The following is an 18,158-nucleotide window of genomic DNA, read 5'->3' on the forward strand; positions in this document are numbered from 1 at the left end:
CCCACCCGGACTCCTGGGGTCCACATCCCTTCCCTGCGGGCGGAGTGCGCCGTTACCGTGGCACCACCAGATGCGCATGAAGAAACGTCGCTCAACATGCGCAACACCTGGTGGGACGCTCCGGTCACCACCCGGCGGCCTCCCGCCACCCCCACAGCGCTCAGGAGGATGAGCACCATGGCCGCCACGCAACCGAACTCCCACCCGAACAGTCCCACCGTGGACCAATCCGACCGCACGGTCCCGATCAACCTGCGGCAGTCCGGACCGACCCCGGTCCAGATGCTGATCGACACGCGCGTCCGCAAGTCGCCCTACTGGCACCTGTCCATGGAGGCCGGCTGCTGGCGCGCCTCCGTCTACAACCGCATGTACCACCCCCGCGGCTACGTCCCGGAGTCCGAGGGCGGCATGATGGTCGAGTACGACTCCCTGGTGAACCACGTGACCCTGTGGAACGTGGCCGTGGAGCGGCAGATCCGGGTCCTCGGCCCGGACGCGGAGGCGTTCGTGAACTTCGTCATCACGCGGGACGCCACGAAGATCCCCACGATGCACGCCCGCTACGTGATCCTGTGCAACGAGGCCGGCGGGGTGCTCAACGACCCGGTGCTGCTGCGGGTGGCGGAGGACGAGTTCTGGTTCAGCCTCTCGGACTCGGACCTGCTGTTCTGGCTGCAGGGGATCAACGTGGGCCACCGCTTCGACGTGGACATCCGCGAGATCGACGTCTCCCCCGTGCAGATCCAGGGCCCCAAGTCAATCGACCTGATGACGGACCTCTTCGGCCCCGCCGTGGCCGAACTGCCGCCCTACGGGCTGCTGGCCGGCGAGGTGGCCGGCTGCCCCGTGATCGTCTCCCAGACCGGCTTCTCCGGGGAGAAGGGCTACGAGATCTACCTGAAGGACTCCACCCTGCACGCCGAGGCGATGTGGAACGCGGTCCTGGAGGCCGGGAAGCCCCACCAGCTGGCCGTCGTCGCCCCCGCCCACCACCGGCGCATCGCCGCGGGGATCCTGTCCTGGGGCCAGGACCTGGACCAGGAGACCCTGCCCTTCCAGGCCAACCTCGGCTACCAGGTGCCGCGGGAGAAGACGGCGGACTACATCGGCAAGGCAGCCCTGGAGGCCGCCCGCGCCCAGCTCGAGGCCGGCACCCCGCCGTACACCCACCAGCTGGTCGGCCTGCGGATCGGCGGGAGGGCCATCGAGGACTACGCCCCGGACTTCTGGCTCATCAGCGCCTCCTCCACGGAGAACACGGGGGACGACGCCGGCCCGGGCGAGCCGGTCGGTTATGTCACCTCCCCCTGGTTCTCGCCGGAGCTCGGCCACAACATCGCGATGGGCTACGTCCCGGTGGGGCTCACCGCGGTGGGCACCGAACTGTGGGTGCACCTGCCCGATCAGTACGCGGAGGAGGCCGGCCGGCCGGTGGCCGCCGAGGTGGTGGAGGTGCCGTTCCGGCCCTCGGTCAACCCGAACCAGCGGGAGATCCTGCGCCAACGGGGGCTGGATGCCGCCGTCTGATCCGGAACCGCCCGAGCACGGCGGCGCCTCCGGCGTGCAGTCCGTGGACCGGGCCGCCACGGCCCTGGAGATCCTGGCGCGCGAGGGCCGGGCCGGGGTGAGCGAGATCGCCGCGGAGATGGGGATCCACAAGTCCACCGTCTCCCGGCTGCTCGCCGCCCTGGTGGCCCGGGAGCTCGTGCAGCAGGACCACGAGCGCGGCAAGTATCAGCTGGGGTTCGGCATCCTGCGCCTGGCGGCAGCCATCCCGGGGCGGTTGAACCTGGTCCAGGAGGCGGGTCCGTTCCTGCGGGAGCTGGCCGCGGGCGCCGGGGAGACGGTGAACCTGGCCGTGCTCCGGTCCGGCTATGCCGTCAACGTGGACCAGGCCCGCGGGCCCTCCACCCTGGGCAGCCAGGACTGGGTCGGCAGCCTGACGCCGCTGCACGCCACCGCCTCCGGCAAGGTGCTACTGGCCGCCCTGACCGCCGAGGAACGGGGCACGCTGCTCCAGGGGACCCGCCTGCCGAGGTTCACCTCCCGCACGCTCACCAGCCGGGTCCGGCTGGAGGAGGAGCTGCTCGAGGTCGCCCACGCCGGGTTCGCCACCGCGCGGGAGGAGTACGAGATCGGCCTGGTCTCCCTCGCCGTGCCGGTCCGCGATCACCGCGGCGCGGTCATCGCCGGCATCAGCGTCTCCGGCCCGGGGTTCCGGTTCGACCCGGACGCCCCCGAGGTTCTCGCCGCTCTGCGGGACGCCGGCCTCGCGGTCAGCCGGCGCATGGGCTACTCCCCCACCTGACCCGCCCGGGCGCAACGTGACGAGACCCCGTCACGATGGTGGGGGTCCGGTCACTTTGCGCCCCGGGAGGGCGCGGGGAGGGTCAGTGCGCCCCGGGAGGGTCAGTGCGCCCCGTGGGCCGCCAAGGACTTGCCCCAGGCCTCGACGGCGTCCCAGTTCCGGAAGTCGCCGAACTGTCCCTTGGCCAGCTTGATCAGCAGCCGGTCCTTGAAGCCGAGCTTCTCCTCGGTCACCGCGCCGCGCAGGTAGGCGGTGTCCCGGGCGCCATAGGCGTCCACCACGGCCTGCAGCTTCGGATCCAGCTCGGGGCTGCCGCCGGACACGGCGATGAACAGGGACTTGTCAGCCAGTTCGGCGCGGTGGGTGTCCAGGAACGCCTTGCCGGCCTTGTCCAGGGAGCCGCCGTACACGGGCAGGGCCACCACCACGGCGTCCACCGTCGCGAGCCACTTCGGCGCGTCCTTGGTGTCCTCCACGACGGTGGTCACACCCTTGTTCACGCGCAGGACCTGGGCGATCCGTTCGGCGATCTCGCGGGTGGAACCGTGCTGGGACGAGGCAACAACCAGGGTGGTCATGGGAATACAGCCGCCTTCGGGTCTCTCGGGTGCGGTGCTGGCGTGAGTCAGTGTATCCCGCGCAGGTCAAGGTCCAGCCGCGTCTCCGGCTGCACGCCGTCGGACCCGGCGTGCACCGTCACGGGGATCCCCCAGTCCTGCTGGTACAGGTGGCAGGCGGCGTGGTCGGGGATGGGCTGTCCGGCCTCCCCGTCGCAGGAGGCGGCCCGGGCGGTGATGTGCAGGACGCCCTCGGCCACGTCCGGGTTGATCCGCAGGGTGCGGTTCAGCCCGGTCGAGGTGCCGTCGCCGCCCAGCAGCAGGTCCTCGGGCGAGGAGGAGATCTTCAGCTGCGTCGGATCGCCCCAGCGGTCGTCCAGCTTCTGGCCGGTGGGGGCGGCGAAGGACACGGCCAGCTCCAGGTCCCCGGCGGCGATGGCCGTCCGGGGGCGCTGGGTCTGCAGCGCCCCCTCGTCCACCTGCAGGTACTCCTCCGGCACGGCGAGCCGCACCAGCTGATGCGCGTTGGTCTCCACCACCACGATCGAGACCGGGTTCCCGTCCTCGTCCGGTTCCACCAGGATGTCCGAGGGCTCCTTCAGCCCGCGCGCCACGGTGGACACCGCGGCCTCGGTGTCCCGGCCGTCGGCGGCGGTCCCGGCCGGCGCGTATCGGCGGATCGCCCCGTTGTAGGTGTCCGCCACGAGCACGGAGCCGTCCGGCAGCGCGGCCACGCCCAACGGGTGCTGCAGCCGCGCCTGCTCGGCGGCGCCGTCCCGGAAGCCGAAGTCGAACAGCCCGGTCCCGACGGCGGAGCGCACCATCCGCTCCGGCCCGCCGCCCGCGGCGGCCGGGGTGATGCTCCGCAGTGCCGAGGACTCGGAGTCGGCGAGCCAGAGGGTGCCGTCGGCCGACTCGGCCAGCCCGGAGGTCTGGGCGAACCAGGCCTCGGCGGGCCCGCCGTCCTCGAGACCCTCGAGCCCGGTGCCGGCGTAGACGGCCAGGTCTCCGGTGCGCGGATCGAAGCTGAAGATCTGGTGGGTGCCGGCCATCGCCACGATGAGGGTGTCCTCGGCAGTGGACCACAGCACGTCCCACGGGCTGGACAGGGAGGTCTGCAGGGGGTCGGCGCCGAAGGGCTCGAGCGAGACCGTCGCCTCGGGGTTCTCCGGGTCCGCCGCCACGCGCGCCCGCTCCGGGTCGATCAGCCGCTGCACGCCGTTGCCGGCCAGGGTCCGCACGGAGCCGTCGGTCAGGCGCAGCCCCCGCAGCCGGTGGTTGACGGTGTCCGCCACCACCACGTCGTAGCCCACGGCCGCGGCCACGCCCTCGGGCAGCAGGGCGAGTCCCTGGGGCTCGTTGAAGCGCGCGTCCTCCGGGCCGCCGTCGGCGATGCCCTTGGCCCCGTTGCCCTCGGCGACGTCACCGCCGATGGTGCGCACCACGGTGGTGAGGTCCGCGTCCAGCTCCACGAGGCGGTGGTGGCCGGTGTCCGCCACGAGGAAGGTCCCCGGCCGGGCGCCGCGGCCGCCGAGGGCGATGGCCTTGCCGGGGAACTTCAGGTCCCTCGCCACCGGCTCGGGCGGCACGTAGGGACCGTCGCCGCGGTGCAGGGTGCCCTTGGCCTCGTGCTCGGCCACGAGCTCGTTGACAAGGGAGGTCAGCCCGGCCACGTGGCCCTCGCCGGAGAGGTGCGCCGCGATGTATCCCTCGGGGTCCACCACCACCAGGGTGGGCCAGGCGCGGGCGGAGTAGGCCTGCCACGTGGTCAGCGTCGGGTCGTCGAGCACGGGATGCTGGACGTCGTAGCGCTCCACGGCGGCGGCGAGCGCGTCCGGGTCCGCCTCGTGGTCGAACTTGGGCGAGTGCACGCCGACGGTCACGAGGACGTCGTGGAATGCGGCCTCGAGCGGGCGGAGCTCGTCCAGCACGTGCAGGCAGTTGATGCAGCAGAAGGACCAGAAGTCCAGGATCACGATCTTACCGCGCAGCCCCTCGAGGTCCAGGGACGTGCCGCCGGTGTTCAGCCAGTTGCGGCCGACGAGTTCGGAGGCGCGGACCCGCGAGGTCGCCCGCAGGGACGCGGCAGCGCTGCCGGACGAGGGGTCGGCGGGGGCTGCTGGAGTGCTCGAATCAGTGACCGGCTGGTCGGCAGGGGTGCTCATGGGCTCCATTCTCATCCGTCGGCTCCGGGCGGCGCCAACCGCCGGCCCGGGTACGTCATACAAGGACAACGACGCCGGCCCGGCCGGGCATTCCCCACCGGCGGCGGTCCCACTAGGCCGGGGACGGCGGGTGAGCGGCCACCGGGGCCATGGACCCCAGAGCACGGGATCACGGATGCATGCATCAATGCATGCAAGCTGTAGGGTGGCGCCATGATCTCCTCGAGCACCGACCGGATCCTGCTGCCCTGGCACGACCCCACCCCCCGCTCCGTGGCGCTGCGCATCGCCGCCGGCTCCGCCCGGGCGATCGTGGAGGGCCGTCTCGGCCCCGGCGAGATGCTGACCGAGGCCCAGCTGGCCGAGGCGGCGGGCGCCAGCCGCACCCCGGCCCGGGAGGCGATGGTGCAGTTGCAGTCCTGGGGGCTCGTGCGGCTGGTCCCGAAGAAGGGCGGGATCGTCACCGCGGTCTCCCCCGCCGAGCGCCGCGACCTCGTGGACCTGCGCGCCACCCTCGAGATCCGGGGCATCCAGCTGGTGGCCGGCTTCCCCGCACAGCGCGCAGTGCTGGCCGATCGCCTGCGCGCCAGCCTGGCCGCCCAGCGGTCCGCGCTGGAGGCCGGGGACCTGCTGGCCTTCTCCGAGCAGGACGTGGACTTCCACCTGCGCATCATCGAGGCCGGCGGCAACGCCGTGGTGGCCGAGCTGGCCACCGCCCTCGGCCCGCGGTTCGCCCGCCTCACCCACCTGGCCGTGAGTGGAGACGCACTGGCCGCGGCGCACTACCTGCGCGAGCACGAGGAACTCCTGCGGCCCCTCGAGTCCGGCGACGCACCCGCCTTCGCCGCCGCCGTGCGCCACCACATCGCCGCCGCCCACTTCCCCGAGGGGACGGACCCGGAGGAATCCGGCGCGGAGGGCCCCCGGTGAGCCCCGCCCGCACGGCCCCGTGGCTACGCGTGGCCCCGGCGGTGTTCCTGCTGGCCTGGGGCGGCAACCACTTCACCCCGCTGCTGCACCTGTACGAGGAGCTCGGCCACTACTCGCCCTGGCAGGCCAACCTGCTGCTGGGCCTGTACGTCGTCGGCCTGATCCCGGGGCTGCTGGTGGCCGCCGCACTGTCCGACCGCCACGGCCGGCGCCCGGTGCTGCTGGCCGGCCTCGCCGCCGGCGCGGTGGGGAGCATCCTGCTGGGGGCCGGCCTGCACTCGATGGTCCTGCTGTGCGCCGGGCGAGCCCTGGCCGGCATCGGGGTGGGCGTGGCGATGTCCGTGGGAGCCTCCTGGATCAAGGAGCTCTCCGCCCCGCCCCATGACCGGCTCGCCGCGGAGGGGGCCGGTTCCCGCCGGCCCTCCCTCACCCTGACGCTCGGCTTCGCCCTCGGCGCCGCGGTCACCGGCTCCCTGGCCCAGTGGGGCCCCGCCCCGGCGGTCGTGCCCTATGTGGTCCACCTCGTCCTCGTGGCCGCGGCGGTCCTGCCGGTGCTCTCGGCGCCGGAGACGGTGGGACACCGGGCCCGGCCGTCCGGGCCATGGTGGCAGGACCTGCGCGTCCCCTCGATCGGGCACCGGAGGTTCACCCGGATCGTGCTGCCCGCGGCGCCGTGGGTCTTCGCCGCGGCCGGCGTGGCCTACGCCATCATGCCCGCCGTGGTGGCCCCCGGCCTGGACGGCTGGGCCACCCTGTACGCCACCGTCCTGACCGTGCTCACCCTGGGGTGCGGAGCCGCCGTGCAGCGCTTCGTGGCCTGGCTGGACCGGCGCACCCGCGGCCGGGCCCTGTCCCTCGGCATGGTCCTGATGGTGCTGGGCATGGTGCTGGCGGTGGCGGCCGGCCTGCTGCGCAGCCCGGCCTTCGCCCTGGCCGTGGCCGTGGCGCTCGGGGTGGCCTACGGCATCACCGTGGTGGCCGGGCTCGCGCACGTGCAGGCCATCGCCACGCCGCAGGACCTCGCCGGGCTGACGGGGGTCTTCTACGCGCTGGCCTACTCGGGCTTCCTGCTGCCCACCCTGCTCGCGGCCCTGCTGCCGGTCTCACCGTATCCGGCGTCCCTGGCCGTGGTGGCACTGGTCTGCGTGGTGTGCCTGGCCGCCGTCTCAGCCGGCCTGTGGCGACTGCGCCGGCAGTCCGCAGCGGCTACTCCTCGTGCCCCTGGTCCTCGCTCATCTGGTCCTCGGCGGGCGGGGTCTCCCCCGGGGGCACGCCGCCGCCGCGCTCCAGGCCGGTGACGTCCCCCTCGGCCGGATCCGGGTTGGCGGAATCGGCCTGCTCCCGTGAGCCATCCCCGGGCTGGTTGGCGGCCCCGCTCACGCCCTGCTGGGGCTGGTGGGTCCCCCGCTCATCGAGCTCGCTCGTCTCCGTGTCCCGGAAGCTGTCATCGGGTTGTGGCCGGGTGTTGCTCACAGTCTGCTCCTTCGCTCGGTGCCTCAGTGCCTCAGTGCCTCAGTGCCACAGTGCCTCAGCGTCGCTGAAGCCTGTTCCGCCGCCATCCTGTCACCGACTCCGCCGGCCCGTGAACCCCTGAACCCCACGGACCGCCCCGGCGGTGCTCAGAGGGCGTCCTCGGCGGCCGCGAGGATCTCCTCGGCCATGGTGGTGAACTCCTGGCCGGCCACGTCCTCGCCGCCGATGAAGGAGACCATCATCACGTACTCGGCCGTCTGCCCGATCAGCACCTGCGCCGTGGTCTGGGCTCCCCCGCCGGCCGGGGTCCGGGTCCACACCAGGCCGGAGTCCACCGCCTCCCCCGCCGCAGCGGAGGCCCGCGCGGTGAACTCGAAGGTGGAGGCCTGCAGGTCCTGGTCCGTGACGGTCATGGTCAGCTCGGGGCAGTCGGCCACGAGCCGCTCCACGTGGTCCCGGTGCGCCCGGACCACGGCGGCGTCCTCCAGCGAGGCGACCTCCACCGTGCCGGTGCCAGCGAAGGACTCGGAGCCGAAGTCGATCCGGGAGGCGTCCGCCCCGGCCATCAGGATCGGCGACCAGTCCACGGCAGTCAGCGGGGCCTTGCAGCCGGCCGGGTCCACGGTGGTCCCGGAGGTGTTGGTCTGGCGCAGCCGGGCCTGCTGGCGCGTGTCCTCGATCGCCGCGTCCGTGGCGGAGACCTGGTTCGTGAATCCGAAACTCGCCGCCCGCCCGGCGGCAGCGCCCACGGCCCGCTGGTCGGCCCGCGCGTCGGCGGCCTCGCCGGCCGTGGCCTCACCGGAGGCGGATCCTCCGGAGGCAGAGCCCGGCGTCGGCCCCTCGCCCGACGCGTCCGGGGCACCGGAGGCGGCACCCGGGTCCGCCGTGCCCGAGGGGTCCGCGGAGGTGATGCCGTGCGGATTGGCGGGGACGCCGCCGTCGTCCTCCCCGGGGCCCGCCGAGCAGCTGGCCAGCAGCAGCGCACCGGACAGGCCGACGGCCAACGGACCGGCCAGCCGGCGGGTCAGGGGCCGGGCCGGGGGTCGGGCCGGAGTGCGGCGGGGGGTGGGACCGGTCATCGGCGGGGCTCCTCGTGCTCGGCGAGTTCTTCGTACATGGCGTTCCAGGCCTTCAGCTCGGCCTCATCGTTGAGGTCGGCCTTGCGGTCCAGGCGCTTGGTCTCCTTGGCGTCGGAGCGGGACCACATCACGGAGACCACCACGGCCATGATGACCGTGGGCACCTCGCCGATGCCCCACATCACGGCGCCGCCGATCTGCTGGTCGGCGATGGCCGAGAGCCCCCAGTCGCGGCCGGTGGAGCCGAACCAGGAGGCCTCCAGGAGCGACTCGGAGGAGGTCATGGCCACGCCGATGAAGGCGTGGAAGGCCATGGTGGCCAGCAGGATCACCAGCCGCATCGGGTAGAGCACCTTGCGCGGCAGCGGGTCGATCCCGATCATCACCGAGGCGAAGAGGTAGCCGGTCAGCAGGAAGTGCACGTTCATGAACTCGTGGCCGAGGTGCTCCTGCAGGGCGAAGCCGAAGATCGGGGTGTAGTAGAACACCAGGATCGAGCCGGCGAAGTTCACGGCCGCCACCACGGGGTGGGTGATGAATCTGGCGAACGGCGAGTGCACGAGCCAGAGGATCCACTCGCGGGGGCCCCGGGTGCCGTCCGTCCGGGCCGGCAGGGACCGCAGCGCCAGGGTCACGGGGGCCCCGAGGACCAGGAACATCGGCGAGATCATGGTCAGCGTCATGTGGGCCACCATGTGGGCGCTGAACAGCACCTGGCCGTAGACGGCTGGGGCGCCGGAGGTCACCCAGAACAGGATGGCCAGCCCGAGCACGAAGGAGGCGGTGCGCAGCACCGGCCAGCCGTCCCCGCGCCGGTGCAGGCGGACCGCGGAGCGCAGGTACCACAGGGCCAGGAACGCGATGATGGCCACCCAGAGCCAGTCGAAGCGCCACTGGGAGAACCAGGTCTGGACGGTCAGCTCCGGCGGCAGGTCGTAGCCGGTCAGGATGCGGGCCGGGGTGGCGTCCGGGGGCAGCTCCTCGGGGATGGGCGGGGAGGTGCGGGAGAGCACGGTGGCCAGCGCCATGATGGCGGCCATGATGGCGGTCTCCACGGCGACCAGCTGCCAGAGCAGCCGCTGGGCCGCGGGCGGCGGGGCGCTGCTGCCGGTGGCCAGCCGCGGGATGATCCACAGCCGGTGCATGAGCCCGATCAGGCCCAGGGCCAGGGAACCCACGAGCTTGGCCAGCACCAGCAGGCCGTAGGGGCTGAGGAGCTGCTCGAGGGTGTTCATCCGGATCGCGGCGTTGACGATCCCGGAGAGCACCACGGTGGCCAGTCCCAGGCCGGCCAGCAGGGAGTAGCGCGAGACCACCGTGTAGACCAGCGGCTCGGGGCCCTCGCGGTGGGCGGAGGCCCGCCCGGTGGCGCCGTCCGGTCCGTGCAGCCGCGGGGAGATCAGGGCCAGCGCGATCAGCCCGCCGATCCACACCACCACCCCCAGCAGGTGCAGGCCGATGGAGTTGACGGCGCCGTTGTGGTCATCGCCGGAGGCCGAGTGGCCGATCAGGGCCAGCGGGACGATGCCGACCAACCCGAGCAGCGCCGTCCAGGCCAGTCCGGTGGTGGAGCGGACCGCCAGGGTGAGGGAGGTGACCACGGCGGCCAGCACGGTGACCGCCGTCCACGCCTGGCCCACCGAGATGTCCTGCAGGTAGCCCACCAGCCCGGAGGTGAAGCTGGCCCCCGGGTCCAACGGCATCCCGGCGAGGTCGGAGTAGGAGAGCACGAGCACCGCCAGCGCCGAGACGGTCCAGACCACGGCGGAGACGGTGGCGATCTGCATCAGGCGGGTGAAGGCCGGGTGCTCGGCGTCCGCGGCCTCCTCGGCGCCGGACCGTCCGCTCCGGGCGCCCCGGGCGCTGGATGTCCGCGGCGGCATGATGACGCAGGCGAAGATCAGGGCCCCGACGGCCGTGGGCATGGCCAGGTTGTGCACCATCTCCGCGATCGGCAGGCCCCAGCGCGTCAGTGCGCCGGGGTCGGAGAGCTCGTCCACGGCGGTGATGCCGGTCCAGGCCGCCGCCAGCACCAGCGTCACGGCACCGACCACGCCGGCCGCGGGCCACAGCCAGACCGGCGCGCCGGCGTCCCGCTCGGCGGTTCTCGACGAACCCGAAGAACTCGTAGAAGTCACAGTGTCCATTCTCTCGCAGTGTCCGCCGGCCTTCCGCCGGCGGACGCCCGGAGGAGGCGACGGCGGCGCGTCGCCTCCCCCAGGCCGGCCCGGGCCTACTTCTGGTCGGCGCCGGGGCCGGCGTCGATCCCCTTGGCCTTGCGGAACACCATCAGCACGGCGATCACCACGACGAGCAGGCCGCCGATCGCGGCCGCCCAGGCCCAGCCGGGCACGGCGGGGGCCGGGGCCTGGCTGTCCTGGGCTGTGGCCTCACCGGACTCCGGGGTGGCGTCCGCGGTAGCCGCCCCGGCGGATCCGGGCTCGGCGGAGGCTTCCTCCGTGCCGGCGCCCGCACCCGCGGAGGCGCTGGCGTCCGTGCTGGCATCCTCCGCGGTCGCCTCAGAGGATACCGGGGCGTCCGGGTTCACCACGCCGCAGTCTTCCGGTACGGCCTGTTCGGGGGCGCTCGGGTCCTCGAGGGTGAAGTCGTATCCCTTCTCCTCGGAATGGCCGTCCGAGTACACGACGCGGTAGTCGACCCGGTACTCGCCGTTGGGCATGCCCTCACACAGGTCGGCGCTGAGCTCGGGCCCGGAGACCACGGCGTCCCCGTCCTGCCACTGGTGGCCGTCCTCGTCCGTGACGGTGGCTGCGTTGGTGATGCCCTCACCGGTGATCAGGTTTCCGGAGAAGGTCAGGCTGAGCTCACCCGGCGTCTCGACGACCGCCGTTCCCGCCGCGGGGGTGGCGGACAGCAGCTGGTCGTGGGCTGCCGCCGGGGCGGCCGTGGCCAGGGCGAGCAGCCCTGCCGCGGAGAGGGCGGCGACGCCGGCCCTGCGGGCACGGCGTGCTGGGGCGTTCCGGGTGGGGCGGGTGTTCTGGGGGGTGTGCAGATGCGTGGTCATGATGTCCTTTACAGCCCGGGCCGGGAGGCGCCGGGCAGAGGTCCGCTGGGTGGGGTCGGTGGGGCTCGGCCGGACGGCGGATCGGTGGACGATCAGGCGGCCAGGGCGAGCCGTGAGCACTCCGGCGGACCGCGCAGCCGCAGGGAGGGGCACAGGACATCCTCCGGGCGGCGCGCCACGGTCAGGTGGGCCGCCGAGACCCGGCGGACGGGGACGGCGGGGACCCACTGCGCCAGCCGGGCACCCGGAGCGCGCAGGATGAGCCCGACGGCGAGCTCCGCCACGCGGGCGGCGAGCACCTCCCCGCGGCGCAGCGCCAGCACCGTCACCACGGCGGCCAGCAGGTGCGCGGCGACCATGGCCGGGGACTCCGCGTGCAGCGCCGCTCCGGTGCCCGAGGCCTCGCCGATTCCAGGGCCAGTGGCGGCGGTGGCGAGGGCGGCGAGTCCCCCCGGATGACCGCCGTGCTGCCCGTGCCCTCCGTGGGCCCCGGTCAGGACGGGTGTGGCTGCGGGCGCTGCGGTGGCGGTGGCGGAGTAGAGCCAGTGGAACAGCAATTGGCTGGCGGCGACCCCGGCGGACAGCCGCCACCAGGACAGCCGTCGCCCGGCCAGGGCGGTGCACACCGGGCCGGCCAGCGCGAGGGTGAGGATCCAGAGGATCGGTGCGGGGCCGGCGTCGTGGGCGGCATGGGAGGTGCCCGACTCGATGAGGTTCGTGCCGGCGTGGAGGTTCGCCACGGTGTGGGAGCCGGCCGCCAGCACGGTGGCGACGAGGGCGGCCGCCCAGCCGCGCAGCAGCCGGGCCGCCCCACGGACGGGGTCCTGGGCCGGGTCGTGGGCCGGCGCGTGGCCGGCGGGCCCAGGGCTCAGCGCAGTGTGAGTGGACACCGAGCACCTCCGAAGCCGCCGTGCGATCGTCAGTGTTCCATGCTACGCGTCTTCTACCGCCTGTAGAGAACCGGCGGGGATCACGGCCCGACGTCCGGCGGGGACGTTAAACGCCGAAGGCGCCCCACGGGGTGGAGCGCCTTCGGACAGCGGCCTGCGGCCGGCCCCGTGCGGGATCCGGCAGCGGGCCGGACCGGATCACTTGCCGGTGGCGGCAGCCTTCAGCTTGGAGCCGGCGGAGATCTTGACCGAGTGGCCGGCCGGGATCTGGATGGACTCGCCGGTCTGCGGGTTGCGGCCGGTGCGGGCGGCGCGGTCGGTGCGCTCCACGGCGATCCAGCCGGGGATGGTGACCTTCTCACCCTTGGAGACCTGCGCGGAGAAGATCTCGAAAACGGCATCCAGCACGCCGTTGACGGCGGCCTGGGAGTTGCCGGTCTTCTCGGCGGCGGCGGCAACCAGTTCGCTGCGGTTCATAGCCATGTGTCCTCCTGGACTTCGATGGTGGTTTCCCTTGGCCCGAACCGGCAGATCCGGGCGCGTGATTCGAAAACTACCACCCGGGGCGGCGAAAACACGCCTCAGAAGCGCGGAAACACGCGGATTCCGGGGGAAAATCGGCAATTTCCCCCGATTCCGTGCCTCCGCGGCGCCCTGACCACGGGCCCCTCCAACGCCGTAGGGGTGGCAGACCCTGCGGTCTGCCACCCCTACGGATGGTGGGTCCGGCGCTGTGAGGGCACCGTCACCGGCTGGTTAGCCGGTGGTCACCAGGAGGACTTGGTGATGCCGGGCAGCTCGCCGCGGTGGGCCATGTCCCGGAAGCGGACACGCGAGATGCCGAACTTCTGGAAGGTGCCGCGCGGGCGGCCGTCGATGGAGTCGCGGCTGCGCACGCGCACCGGGGAGGCGTTGCGGGGCAGCTTCTGCAGGCCCACGCGAGCGGCCTCGCGCGCCTCGTCAGAGGCGTTCGGGTCCACCAGGGTCTTCTTCAGCTCCAGGCGCTTCTCGGCGTAGCGGGCAACGATGACCTTACGCTGCTCGTTCTTGGCGATCATGGACTTCTTGGCCATGCCTCAGCGCTCCTCTCGAAATTCGACGTGCTGGCGGGCGACCGGGTCGTACTTCTTGAGCACGATGCGGTCCGGGGTGTTGCGACGGTTCTTGCGGGTCACGTAGGTGTACCCGGTGCCGGCGGTGGACTTCAGCTTGATGATGGGACGTACGTCCTTGTCCTTGGCCATGTCAGAGCTTCACTCCCTTGGCAAGCAGGTCGGCGACGACGGCGTCGATCCCGCGCACGTCGATGGTCTTGATGCCCTTGGTGGACAGCGTCAGGGTGACGTTGCGGCGCAAGGACGGGACCCAGTAGGTCTTCTTCTGGATGTTCGGGTCGAACCGGCGCTTGGTGCGACGGTGCGAGTGGGAAATGCTGTGGCCGAAACCTGGCCCAGCCCCGGTTACCTGGCAGTTTGCTGCCATGATCACTCCTCGTTGCAAGTAGTAGTAAAAGAACGGGCGGAACCCGTTGTGGAACCTCCGGACGGACCGGGCGCTCCACGAGTCCCGCCACCAGTTGTGACACCGCGCTCTTACTGCGACTTTCCGAAGGGGTAACCAGACTGGGTGAGAGCCAGCCGAAGTGCCCTTGATCGCGGGGGAAGACGGTGAGTCTCCTGCCGATGCCGGTGAGGGCTGGCCGGAGATCCGGTTACGGGAAGCACGTTGTTCTCCGATGCCGAGGCGGCCGGCGCGGACACCGGGCACGCCACAACACAACGTGGCTTAACGCCGTTCCATCTTAGGTCACCGGCGTGAATCCTTCAAACCGGGATTCCACCGGGATCGGAGGCCCTCAGGCCTGCTGCGGCCGGTCGTCGGCGAGGGCCGGATCCCGGAAGACCCAGTGCTCCGGATCCAGATGCGCGATGATCTTGGCCCCGATCCGGCCGATGTCCGCCAGATCCTGGTCGTCCAGGCTGTCCAGGAAGCGTGCGCGCACGCTGGCCACGTGGAACGGAGCCAGCCGGACGATCTCCGCCATCCCCTCCGCCGTGATCTCCGCCATGGTGACGCGCGCGTCCTCGCTGGACGGGCTCCGCGCCATCAGGCCGCGGCTCTCGAGCTTCCGGGCCACGTGGGACAACCGGGACAGCGAGGAGTTGGTCCGCGCGGCGAGCTCGCTCATGGCCAGCGCGTCCTCGCTCTCGGAGAGCATGGCGAGCACCTGGTACTCGAAGAAGCTCACGGGGCCCTCGAGCTGCAGGTCGGCCTCCAGGGTGGGCATGAGCTGCATGTGGGTGGCCACCAGGGTCAGCCAGGCACGGCGCTCGCGGGCGGACAGCCAACGCACGCCCGTCAGTCCCGTCTCCGCCGACTGATCAGCGTCCCGGGCCTCGCCAACGGTCTCTGTCACGGGGTCCATGGGGGTGATTGTCCCATGGGTGAGAATGGTCCGGAGTCCATCACGTACTGTGACCACACCGGATATCCGCCCCGTCCGCGGGCCGCCGGCGCAGCCGGCGCCCGCCACCAGTGTCAGGAGAGTCGATGACCATCCAGCCCATGTCCCCGGACCCGTCCATCAGCGAGGACCTGCTGGCCGCCGGCCGCACGGCGTACGAGCTGGACCGTTCCCACGTCTTCCACTCGTGGAGCGCCCAGGGCGCCCTGGACCCGATGACGATCGTCCGGGCCGAGGGATCCCACGTCTGGGACGGGGAGGGAAGGCGGATGATCGACTTCTCCTCGCAGATGGTCAACACCAACATCGGCCATTCCCATCCGTCGGTGGTCGCCGCCATCCAGGAGCAGGCGGGGAGGATCGCCACGATCGCCCCGGCCCACGTCAACGACGCCAGGTCCGAGGCCGCCCGGCTCGTGGCCGAGCTGGCGCCCGGGGACCTGGACCACGTGTTCTTCACCAACGCCGGCGCCGAGGCCGTGGAGCACGCCATCCGCATGGCCCGCCTGCACACCGGCCGGGACAAGGTCCTCTCGGCCTATCGCTCCTACCACGGCGGCACGGACCTGGCCGTGAACGTGACCGGGAGCGCGAGGCGCTTCGCCTCGGATCGGGGCGCGGCCGGCGTCGCCCGCTTCTTCCCCCCGTACACCTACCGCAGCGCCTTCCACGCCGAGACCCCCGAGCAGGAGGCCGGGCGCGCACTGGAGCACCTCGAACAGGTCATCCAGCTGGAGGGCCCCGGCACCGTGGCCGCCGTGATCCTGGAGTCCGTGCCGGGCACCGCGGGAATCTACGTGCCGCCGGCCGGGTACATGGAGGGCGTGCGGGAGCTGACCCGCAAGTACGGGATCCTGTTCATCGCAGACGAGGTCATGGTGGGCTTCGGGCGCACCGGCCGCTGGTTCGGCGTGGACCACTGGGGGCTGGTCCCGGACCTGATGACCTTCGCCAAGGGGGTCAACTCCGGCTACGTGCCGCTGGGCGGCGTGGCGATCTCCGACGCCGTCTACGACACCTTCACCGACCGCGCCTACCCCGGCGGGCTGACCTACTCCGGCCACCCGCTCGCGTGCGCCGCCGCCGTGGCCACCATCAACGCCATGAAGGACGAGGGGATGGTGGACAACGCCGCGCGGATCGGCACCGAGATCCTCGGACCGAGGCTGCGCCAGCTGATGGAGCGCCACCCGGCCATGGGCGACGTCCGCGGACTCGGGGCCTTCTGGGCGGTCGAGCTGGTCAGGGACCGCGCCACCAAGGAGCCCCTGGCCCCCTACGGCGGGGCCAGCCCGGAGATGGGCGAGCTCGCCGGCGAGTGCAAGCGGCTCGGACTGCTGCCGTTCGTCAGCGAGAACCGCCTGCACATCGCCCCGCCGCTGAACACCACCGACGAGGTGCTCCACGAGGGACTCGACATCCTGGACCAGGCCCTCGAGGTCACTGACGCCCACGCCGCCGGCTGACCCCCTCGCCGCCGCTCCGCTACTCGGCAGGCCCCGGCGGGCCCGGTCGCAGCCGCGGCGGCAGACCCAGCAGGGCGGCCACCACCAGGGCCGTGGCCCCGCTGACCCACCACGCGGCCACGGGGTCCACCAGCACGTGGGCGATGAACGCCACGCAGGCGGCCAGGTCGTCGAACCTGGACTGGAACGGCAGCGTCATGGGGAATGCCGTGACGATCTGCGTGCCGGTCTGCATCACCCGCAGCTCCTGGAGCAGGTCGTTCCAATTGCGGTCCTGCTTCTCCCCGAGGGCCTCACGCCGGAAGGCCGGGCCTGGGGCGCCGGCGACGTGCTCATCCATAGGAGGCACCGGATTCCGGGGATTGACTGGGCGGGGCCATGCGTCCAGTCCGGTCCCCACCGCGACACCCCTTCAGGCCTTCTCCACGCCGTCCGAGGACGCACTCCCCGTTTAATTGTTGAACAATCTCTTGCGCGGATTGTTCAACAACCTGTAGTGTTCCCTGAGACTCGTCCAGTGACCCACATCACGCCCCGCCGGGAGGTACCCATGCAGGAGCCAGCACAGCCCCAGGACGCCACGACCACGCGGAGGAGACGGCCGAAGAGCGTCCACCGGACGGCCCTGCTGGGGGCCATGTTCCTCATGGCCACCAGCGCCATCGGCCCGGGCTTCATCACCCAGACCACCACGTTCACCGTCCAGCTCGGGGCGGCCTTCGCCTTCGCCATCCTGGTCTCGATCCTCGTGGACATCGCGGTGCAGCTGAACGTCTGGCGCGTCATCGGCGTCTCCGGCCTGCGGGCCCAGGAGCTCGGCAACAAGGTCCTGCCGGGCATCGGCTGGCTGCTCTCGGCCCTCGTGTTCGTCGGCGGGGCCGTCTTCAACATCGGCAACATCGCCGGCACCGGCCTCGGGGCCAATGCCATGCTCGGCGTGGACCCGAAGATCGGCGGCCTCGTCTCGGCCGTGGTCGCCATCCTCATCTTCCTGTCCAAGAGGGCCGGCATGGCCCTGGACCGGATCGTGGTGATGCTCGGCGCCGTGATGATCCTGCTGATGCTCTACGTGGCCATCGTGGCCGCACCGCCCGTGGGTGAGGCGCTGAAGAACACCGTGATGCCGGAGACGGTGGACTTCCTGGTCATCACCACCCTGGTGGGCGGGACGGTCGGCGGCTACATCACCTACGCCGGCGCCCACCGGATGATCGACTCCGGCGTCCGCGGGCCCGAGGCCGTCCGGGAGATCACCCGGACCTCCGTCCTGGGGATCATCGTCACCGGGATCATGCGCGTGCTGCTGTTCCTCGCCATCCTCGGCGTGGTGGCCGGCGGCGTGGCCCTGACCAGTGACAACCAGGCCGCCGAGGCCTTCCAGCATGCGGCCGGCGAGATCGGCCTGCGCATGTTCGGCGTGATCCTGTGGGCCGCCGCCGTCACCTCCGTCATCGGCGCCTCCTACACCTCCGTCTCCTTCATCACGAAGTCCGACGGCAGCCCCCGCCGCCGCAACCTGCTCACGGTCGCGTTCATCGCCGTGTGCGCCGTGGTCTACCTGTTCCTGGGCCAGGCCCCGCAGACCCTGCTGGTCTTCGCCGGCGCCTTCAACGGCCTGATCCTGCCCATCGGCTTCGCCGTGCTGCTGTGGGTCGCCATCCGCCGCAGGGACCTGCTCCACGGCTACCGGTATCCCGTCTGGCTCATCGTGCTGGGCGTGGTGGTGTGGCTGGTCACCGTGTTCCTGGCGGTCATCTCCTTCGGGCCCGCCATCGACCTGATGACGGGGGCGTGACCC

19 protein-coding genes are annotated in these 18,158 nt (G+C 72.1%); 6 read left to right on the forward strand and 13 right to left on the reverse strand.

The window, feature by feature from the left end; genetic code table 11:
• The first annotated feature begins 177 nt into the window (after nt 1-177).
• Together RE421_RS00540 and RE421_RS00545 are read left to right on the forward strand one after the other, a co-directional pair.
• The gene (locus tag RE421_RS00540) at nt 178-1,530 is read left to right on the forward strand and encodes a glycine cleavage T C-terminal barrel domain-containing protein (protein WP_309812635.1); all 1,353 of its coding nucleotides are present in this window, start codon (nt 178-180) and stop codon (nt 1,528-1,530) included.
• On the forward strand, nt 1,517-2,311 hold the full coding sequence (locus tag RE421_RS00545) for an IclR family transcriptional regulator (RefSeq protein ID WP_309812637.1): 795 nt from the start codon (nt 1,517-1,519) through the stop codon (nt 2,309-2,311). Before RE421_RS00540 ends, RE421_RS00545 begins: the two co-directional genes overlap by 14 nt.
• Nucleotides 2,312-2,412: 101 nt before the next feature.
• Here RE421_RS00545 and RE421_RS00550 read toward each other — a convergent pair whose 3' ends face one another.
• On the reverse strand, nt 2,413-2,889 hold the full coding sequence (locus RE421_RS00550) for a flavodoxin domain-containing protein (protein WP_309812640.1): 477 nt from the start codon (nt 2,887-2,889) through the stop codon (nt 2,413-2,415).
• Nucleotides 2,890-2,936: 47 nt separating this feature from the next.
• Nucleotides 2,937-5,033 carry an NHL domain-containing thioredoxin family protein gene (locus tag RE421_RS00555; protein ID WP_309812643.1) on the reverse strand — a complete coding sequence of 699 codons (2,097 nt, stop codon included), beginning with the start codon at nt 5,031-5,033 and terminating at the stop codon, nt 2,937-2,939.
• Nucleotides 5,034-5,246: 213 nt separating this feature from the next.
• Here RE421_RS00555 and RE421_RS00560 point away from each other — a divergent pair, with 213 nt between their 5' ends.
• Together RE421_RS00560 and RE421_RS00565 are read left to right on the forward strand one after the other, a co-directional pair.
• Nucleotides 5,247-5,963 (forward strand): GntR family transcriptional regulator, encoded by a 717-nt coding sequence (locus RE421_RS00560; protein WP_309812646.1) that lies wholly within the window; start codon nt 5,247-5,249, stop codon nt 5,961-5,963.
• Nucleotides 5,960-7,261: an MFS transporter gene (locus RE421_RS00565; RefSeq protein ID WP_309812649.1), complete on the forward strand. Its 1,302-nt coding sequence runs from the start codon at nt 5,960-5,962 to the stop codon at nt 7,259-7,261. Before RE421_RS00560 ends, RE421_RS00565 begins: the two co-directional genes overlap by 4 nt.
• On the opposite strand, the gene RE421_RS00570 is transcribed toward RE421_RS00565, so the two are convergent.
• The 10 genes from RE421_RS00570 to RE421_RS00615 all read right to left on the reverse strand — a co-directional run bounded on the left by RE421_RS00570 (nt 7,170) and on the right by RE421_RS00615 (nt 14,792).
• The gene (locus RE421_RS00570) at nt 7,170-7,436 is read right to left on the reverse strand and encodes a DUF6480 family protein (RefSeq protein WP_309812653.1); all 267 of its coding nucleotides are present in this window, start codon (nt 7,434-7,436) and stop codon (nt 7,170-7,172) included. The genes RE421_RS00565 and RE421_RS00570 overlap by 92 nt on opposite strands.
• Nucleotides 7,437-7,582: 146 nt before the next feature.
• A complete protein-coding gene (locus RE421_RS00575; RefSeq protein ID WP_309812657.1) occupies nt 7,583-8,515 on the reverse strand; it encodes a hypothetical protein in 933 nt (310 codons plus the stop codon).
• The gene (locus RE421_RS00580) at nt 8,512-10,662 is read right to left on the reverse strand and encodes a cytochrome c oxidase assembly protein (RefSeq protein ID WP_309812660.1); all 2,151 of its coding nucleotides are present in this window, start codon (nt 10,660-10,662) and stop codon (nt 8,512-8,514) included. Before RE421_RS00580 ends, RE421_RS00575 begins: the two co-directional genes overlap by 4 nt.
• 86 nt (nt 10,663-10,748) lie before the next feature.
• Nucleotides 10,749-11,540 carry a copper resistance protein CopC gene (locus RE421_RS00585; RefSeq protein WP_309812662.1) on the reverse strand — a complete coding sequence of 264 codons (792 nt, stop codon included), beginning with the start codon at nt 11,538-11,540 and terminating at the stop codon, nt 10,749-10,751.
• Nucleotides 11,541-11,632: 92 nt separating this feature from the next.
• Complete coding sequence (locus RE421_RS00590; protein WP_309812665.1) at nt 11,633-12,430, reverse strand: hypothetical protein; 798 nt, start codon at nt 12,428-12,430, stop codon at nt 11,633-11,635.
• A gap of 198 nt (nt 12,431-12,628) precedes the next feature.
• Nucleotides 12,629-12,913, reverse strand: coding sequence for an HU family DNA-binding protein (locus RE421_RS00595; RefSeq protein ID WP_309812667.1), 285 nt, complete (start codon nt 12,911-12,913; stop codon nt 12,629-12,631).
• Between the two features lie 284 nt (nt 12,914-13,197).
• Nucleotides 13,198-13,503 carry a 30S ribosomal protein S14 gene (rpsN, locus tag RE421_RS00600; protein ID WP_309812669.1) on the reverse strand — a complete coding sequence of 102 codons (306 nt, stop codon included), beginning with the start codon at nt 13,501-13,503 and terminating at the stop codon, nt 13,198-13,200.
• Nucleotides 13,504-13,506: 3 nt separating this feature from the next.
• Nucleotides 13,507-13,674 (reverse strand): 50S ribosomal protein L33, encoded by a 168-nt coding sequence (gene rpmG, locus RE421_RS00605; RefSeq protein ID WP_159552753.1) that lies wholly within the window; start codon nt 13,672-13,674, stop codon nt 13,507-13,509.
• A 1-nt stretch (nt 13,675) separates the two neighbouring features.
• A complete protein-coding gene (gene rpmB, locus RE421_RS00610; protein WP_309812673.1) occupies nt 13,676-13,912 on the reverse strand; it encodes a 50S ribosomal protein L28 in 237 nt (78 codons plus the stop codon).
• A gap of 373 nt (nt 13,913-14,285) precedes the next feature.
• A complete protein-coding gene (locus RE421_RS00615) occupies nt 14,286-14,792 on the reverse strand; it encodes a MarR family transcriptional regulator (protein WP_309816996.1) in 507 nt (168 codons plus the stop codon).
• A 188-nt stretch (nt 14,793-14,980) separates the two neighbouring features.
• Here RE421_RS00615 and RE421_RS00620 point away from each other — a divergent pair, with 188 nt between their 5' ends.
• The gene (locus tag RE421_RS00620; protein WP_309812675.1) at nt 14,981-16,360 is read left to right on the forward strand and encodes an aspartate aminotransferase family protein; all 1,380 of its coding nucleotides are present in this window, start codon (nt 14,981-14,983) and stop codon (nt 16,358-16,360) included.
• A gap of 19 nt (nt 16,361-16,379) precedes the next feature.
• Here RE421_RS00620 and RE421_RS16775 read toward each other — a convergent pair whose 3' ends face one another.
• The gene (locus tag RE421_RS16775) at nt 16,380-16,700 is read right to left on the reverse strand and encodes a DUF6328 family protein (RefSeq protein ID WP_396134540.1); all 321 of its coding nucleotides are present in this window, start codon (nt 16,698-16,700) and stop codon (nt 16,380-16,382) included.
• A gap of 210 nt (nt 16,701-16,910) precedes the next feature.
• Between RE421_RS16775 and RE421_RS00630 the strand changes: the two genes are divergently transcribed.
• Nucleotides 16,911-18,155, forward strand: coding sequence for a divalent metal cation transporter (locus RE421_RS00630; protein ID WP_309812677.1), 1,245 nt, complete (start codon nt 16,911-16,913; stop codon nt 18,153-18,155).
• Nucleotides 18,156-18,158 lie beyond the last annotated feature (3 nt).

The sequence above is a fragment of the Citricoccus sp. I39-566 genome (assembly GCF_031432995.1).
Taxonomy (GTDB): Bacteria; Actinomycetota; Actinomycetes; order Actinomycetales; family Micrococcaceae; genus Citricoccus; species Citricoccus nitrophenolicus_A.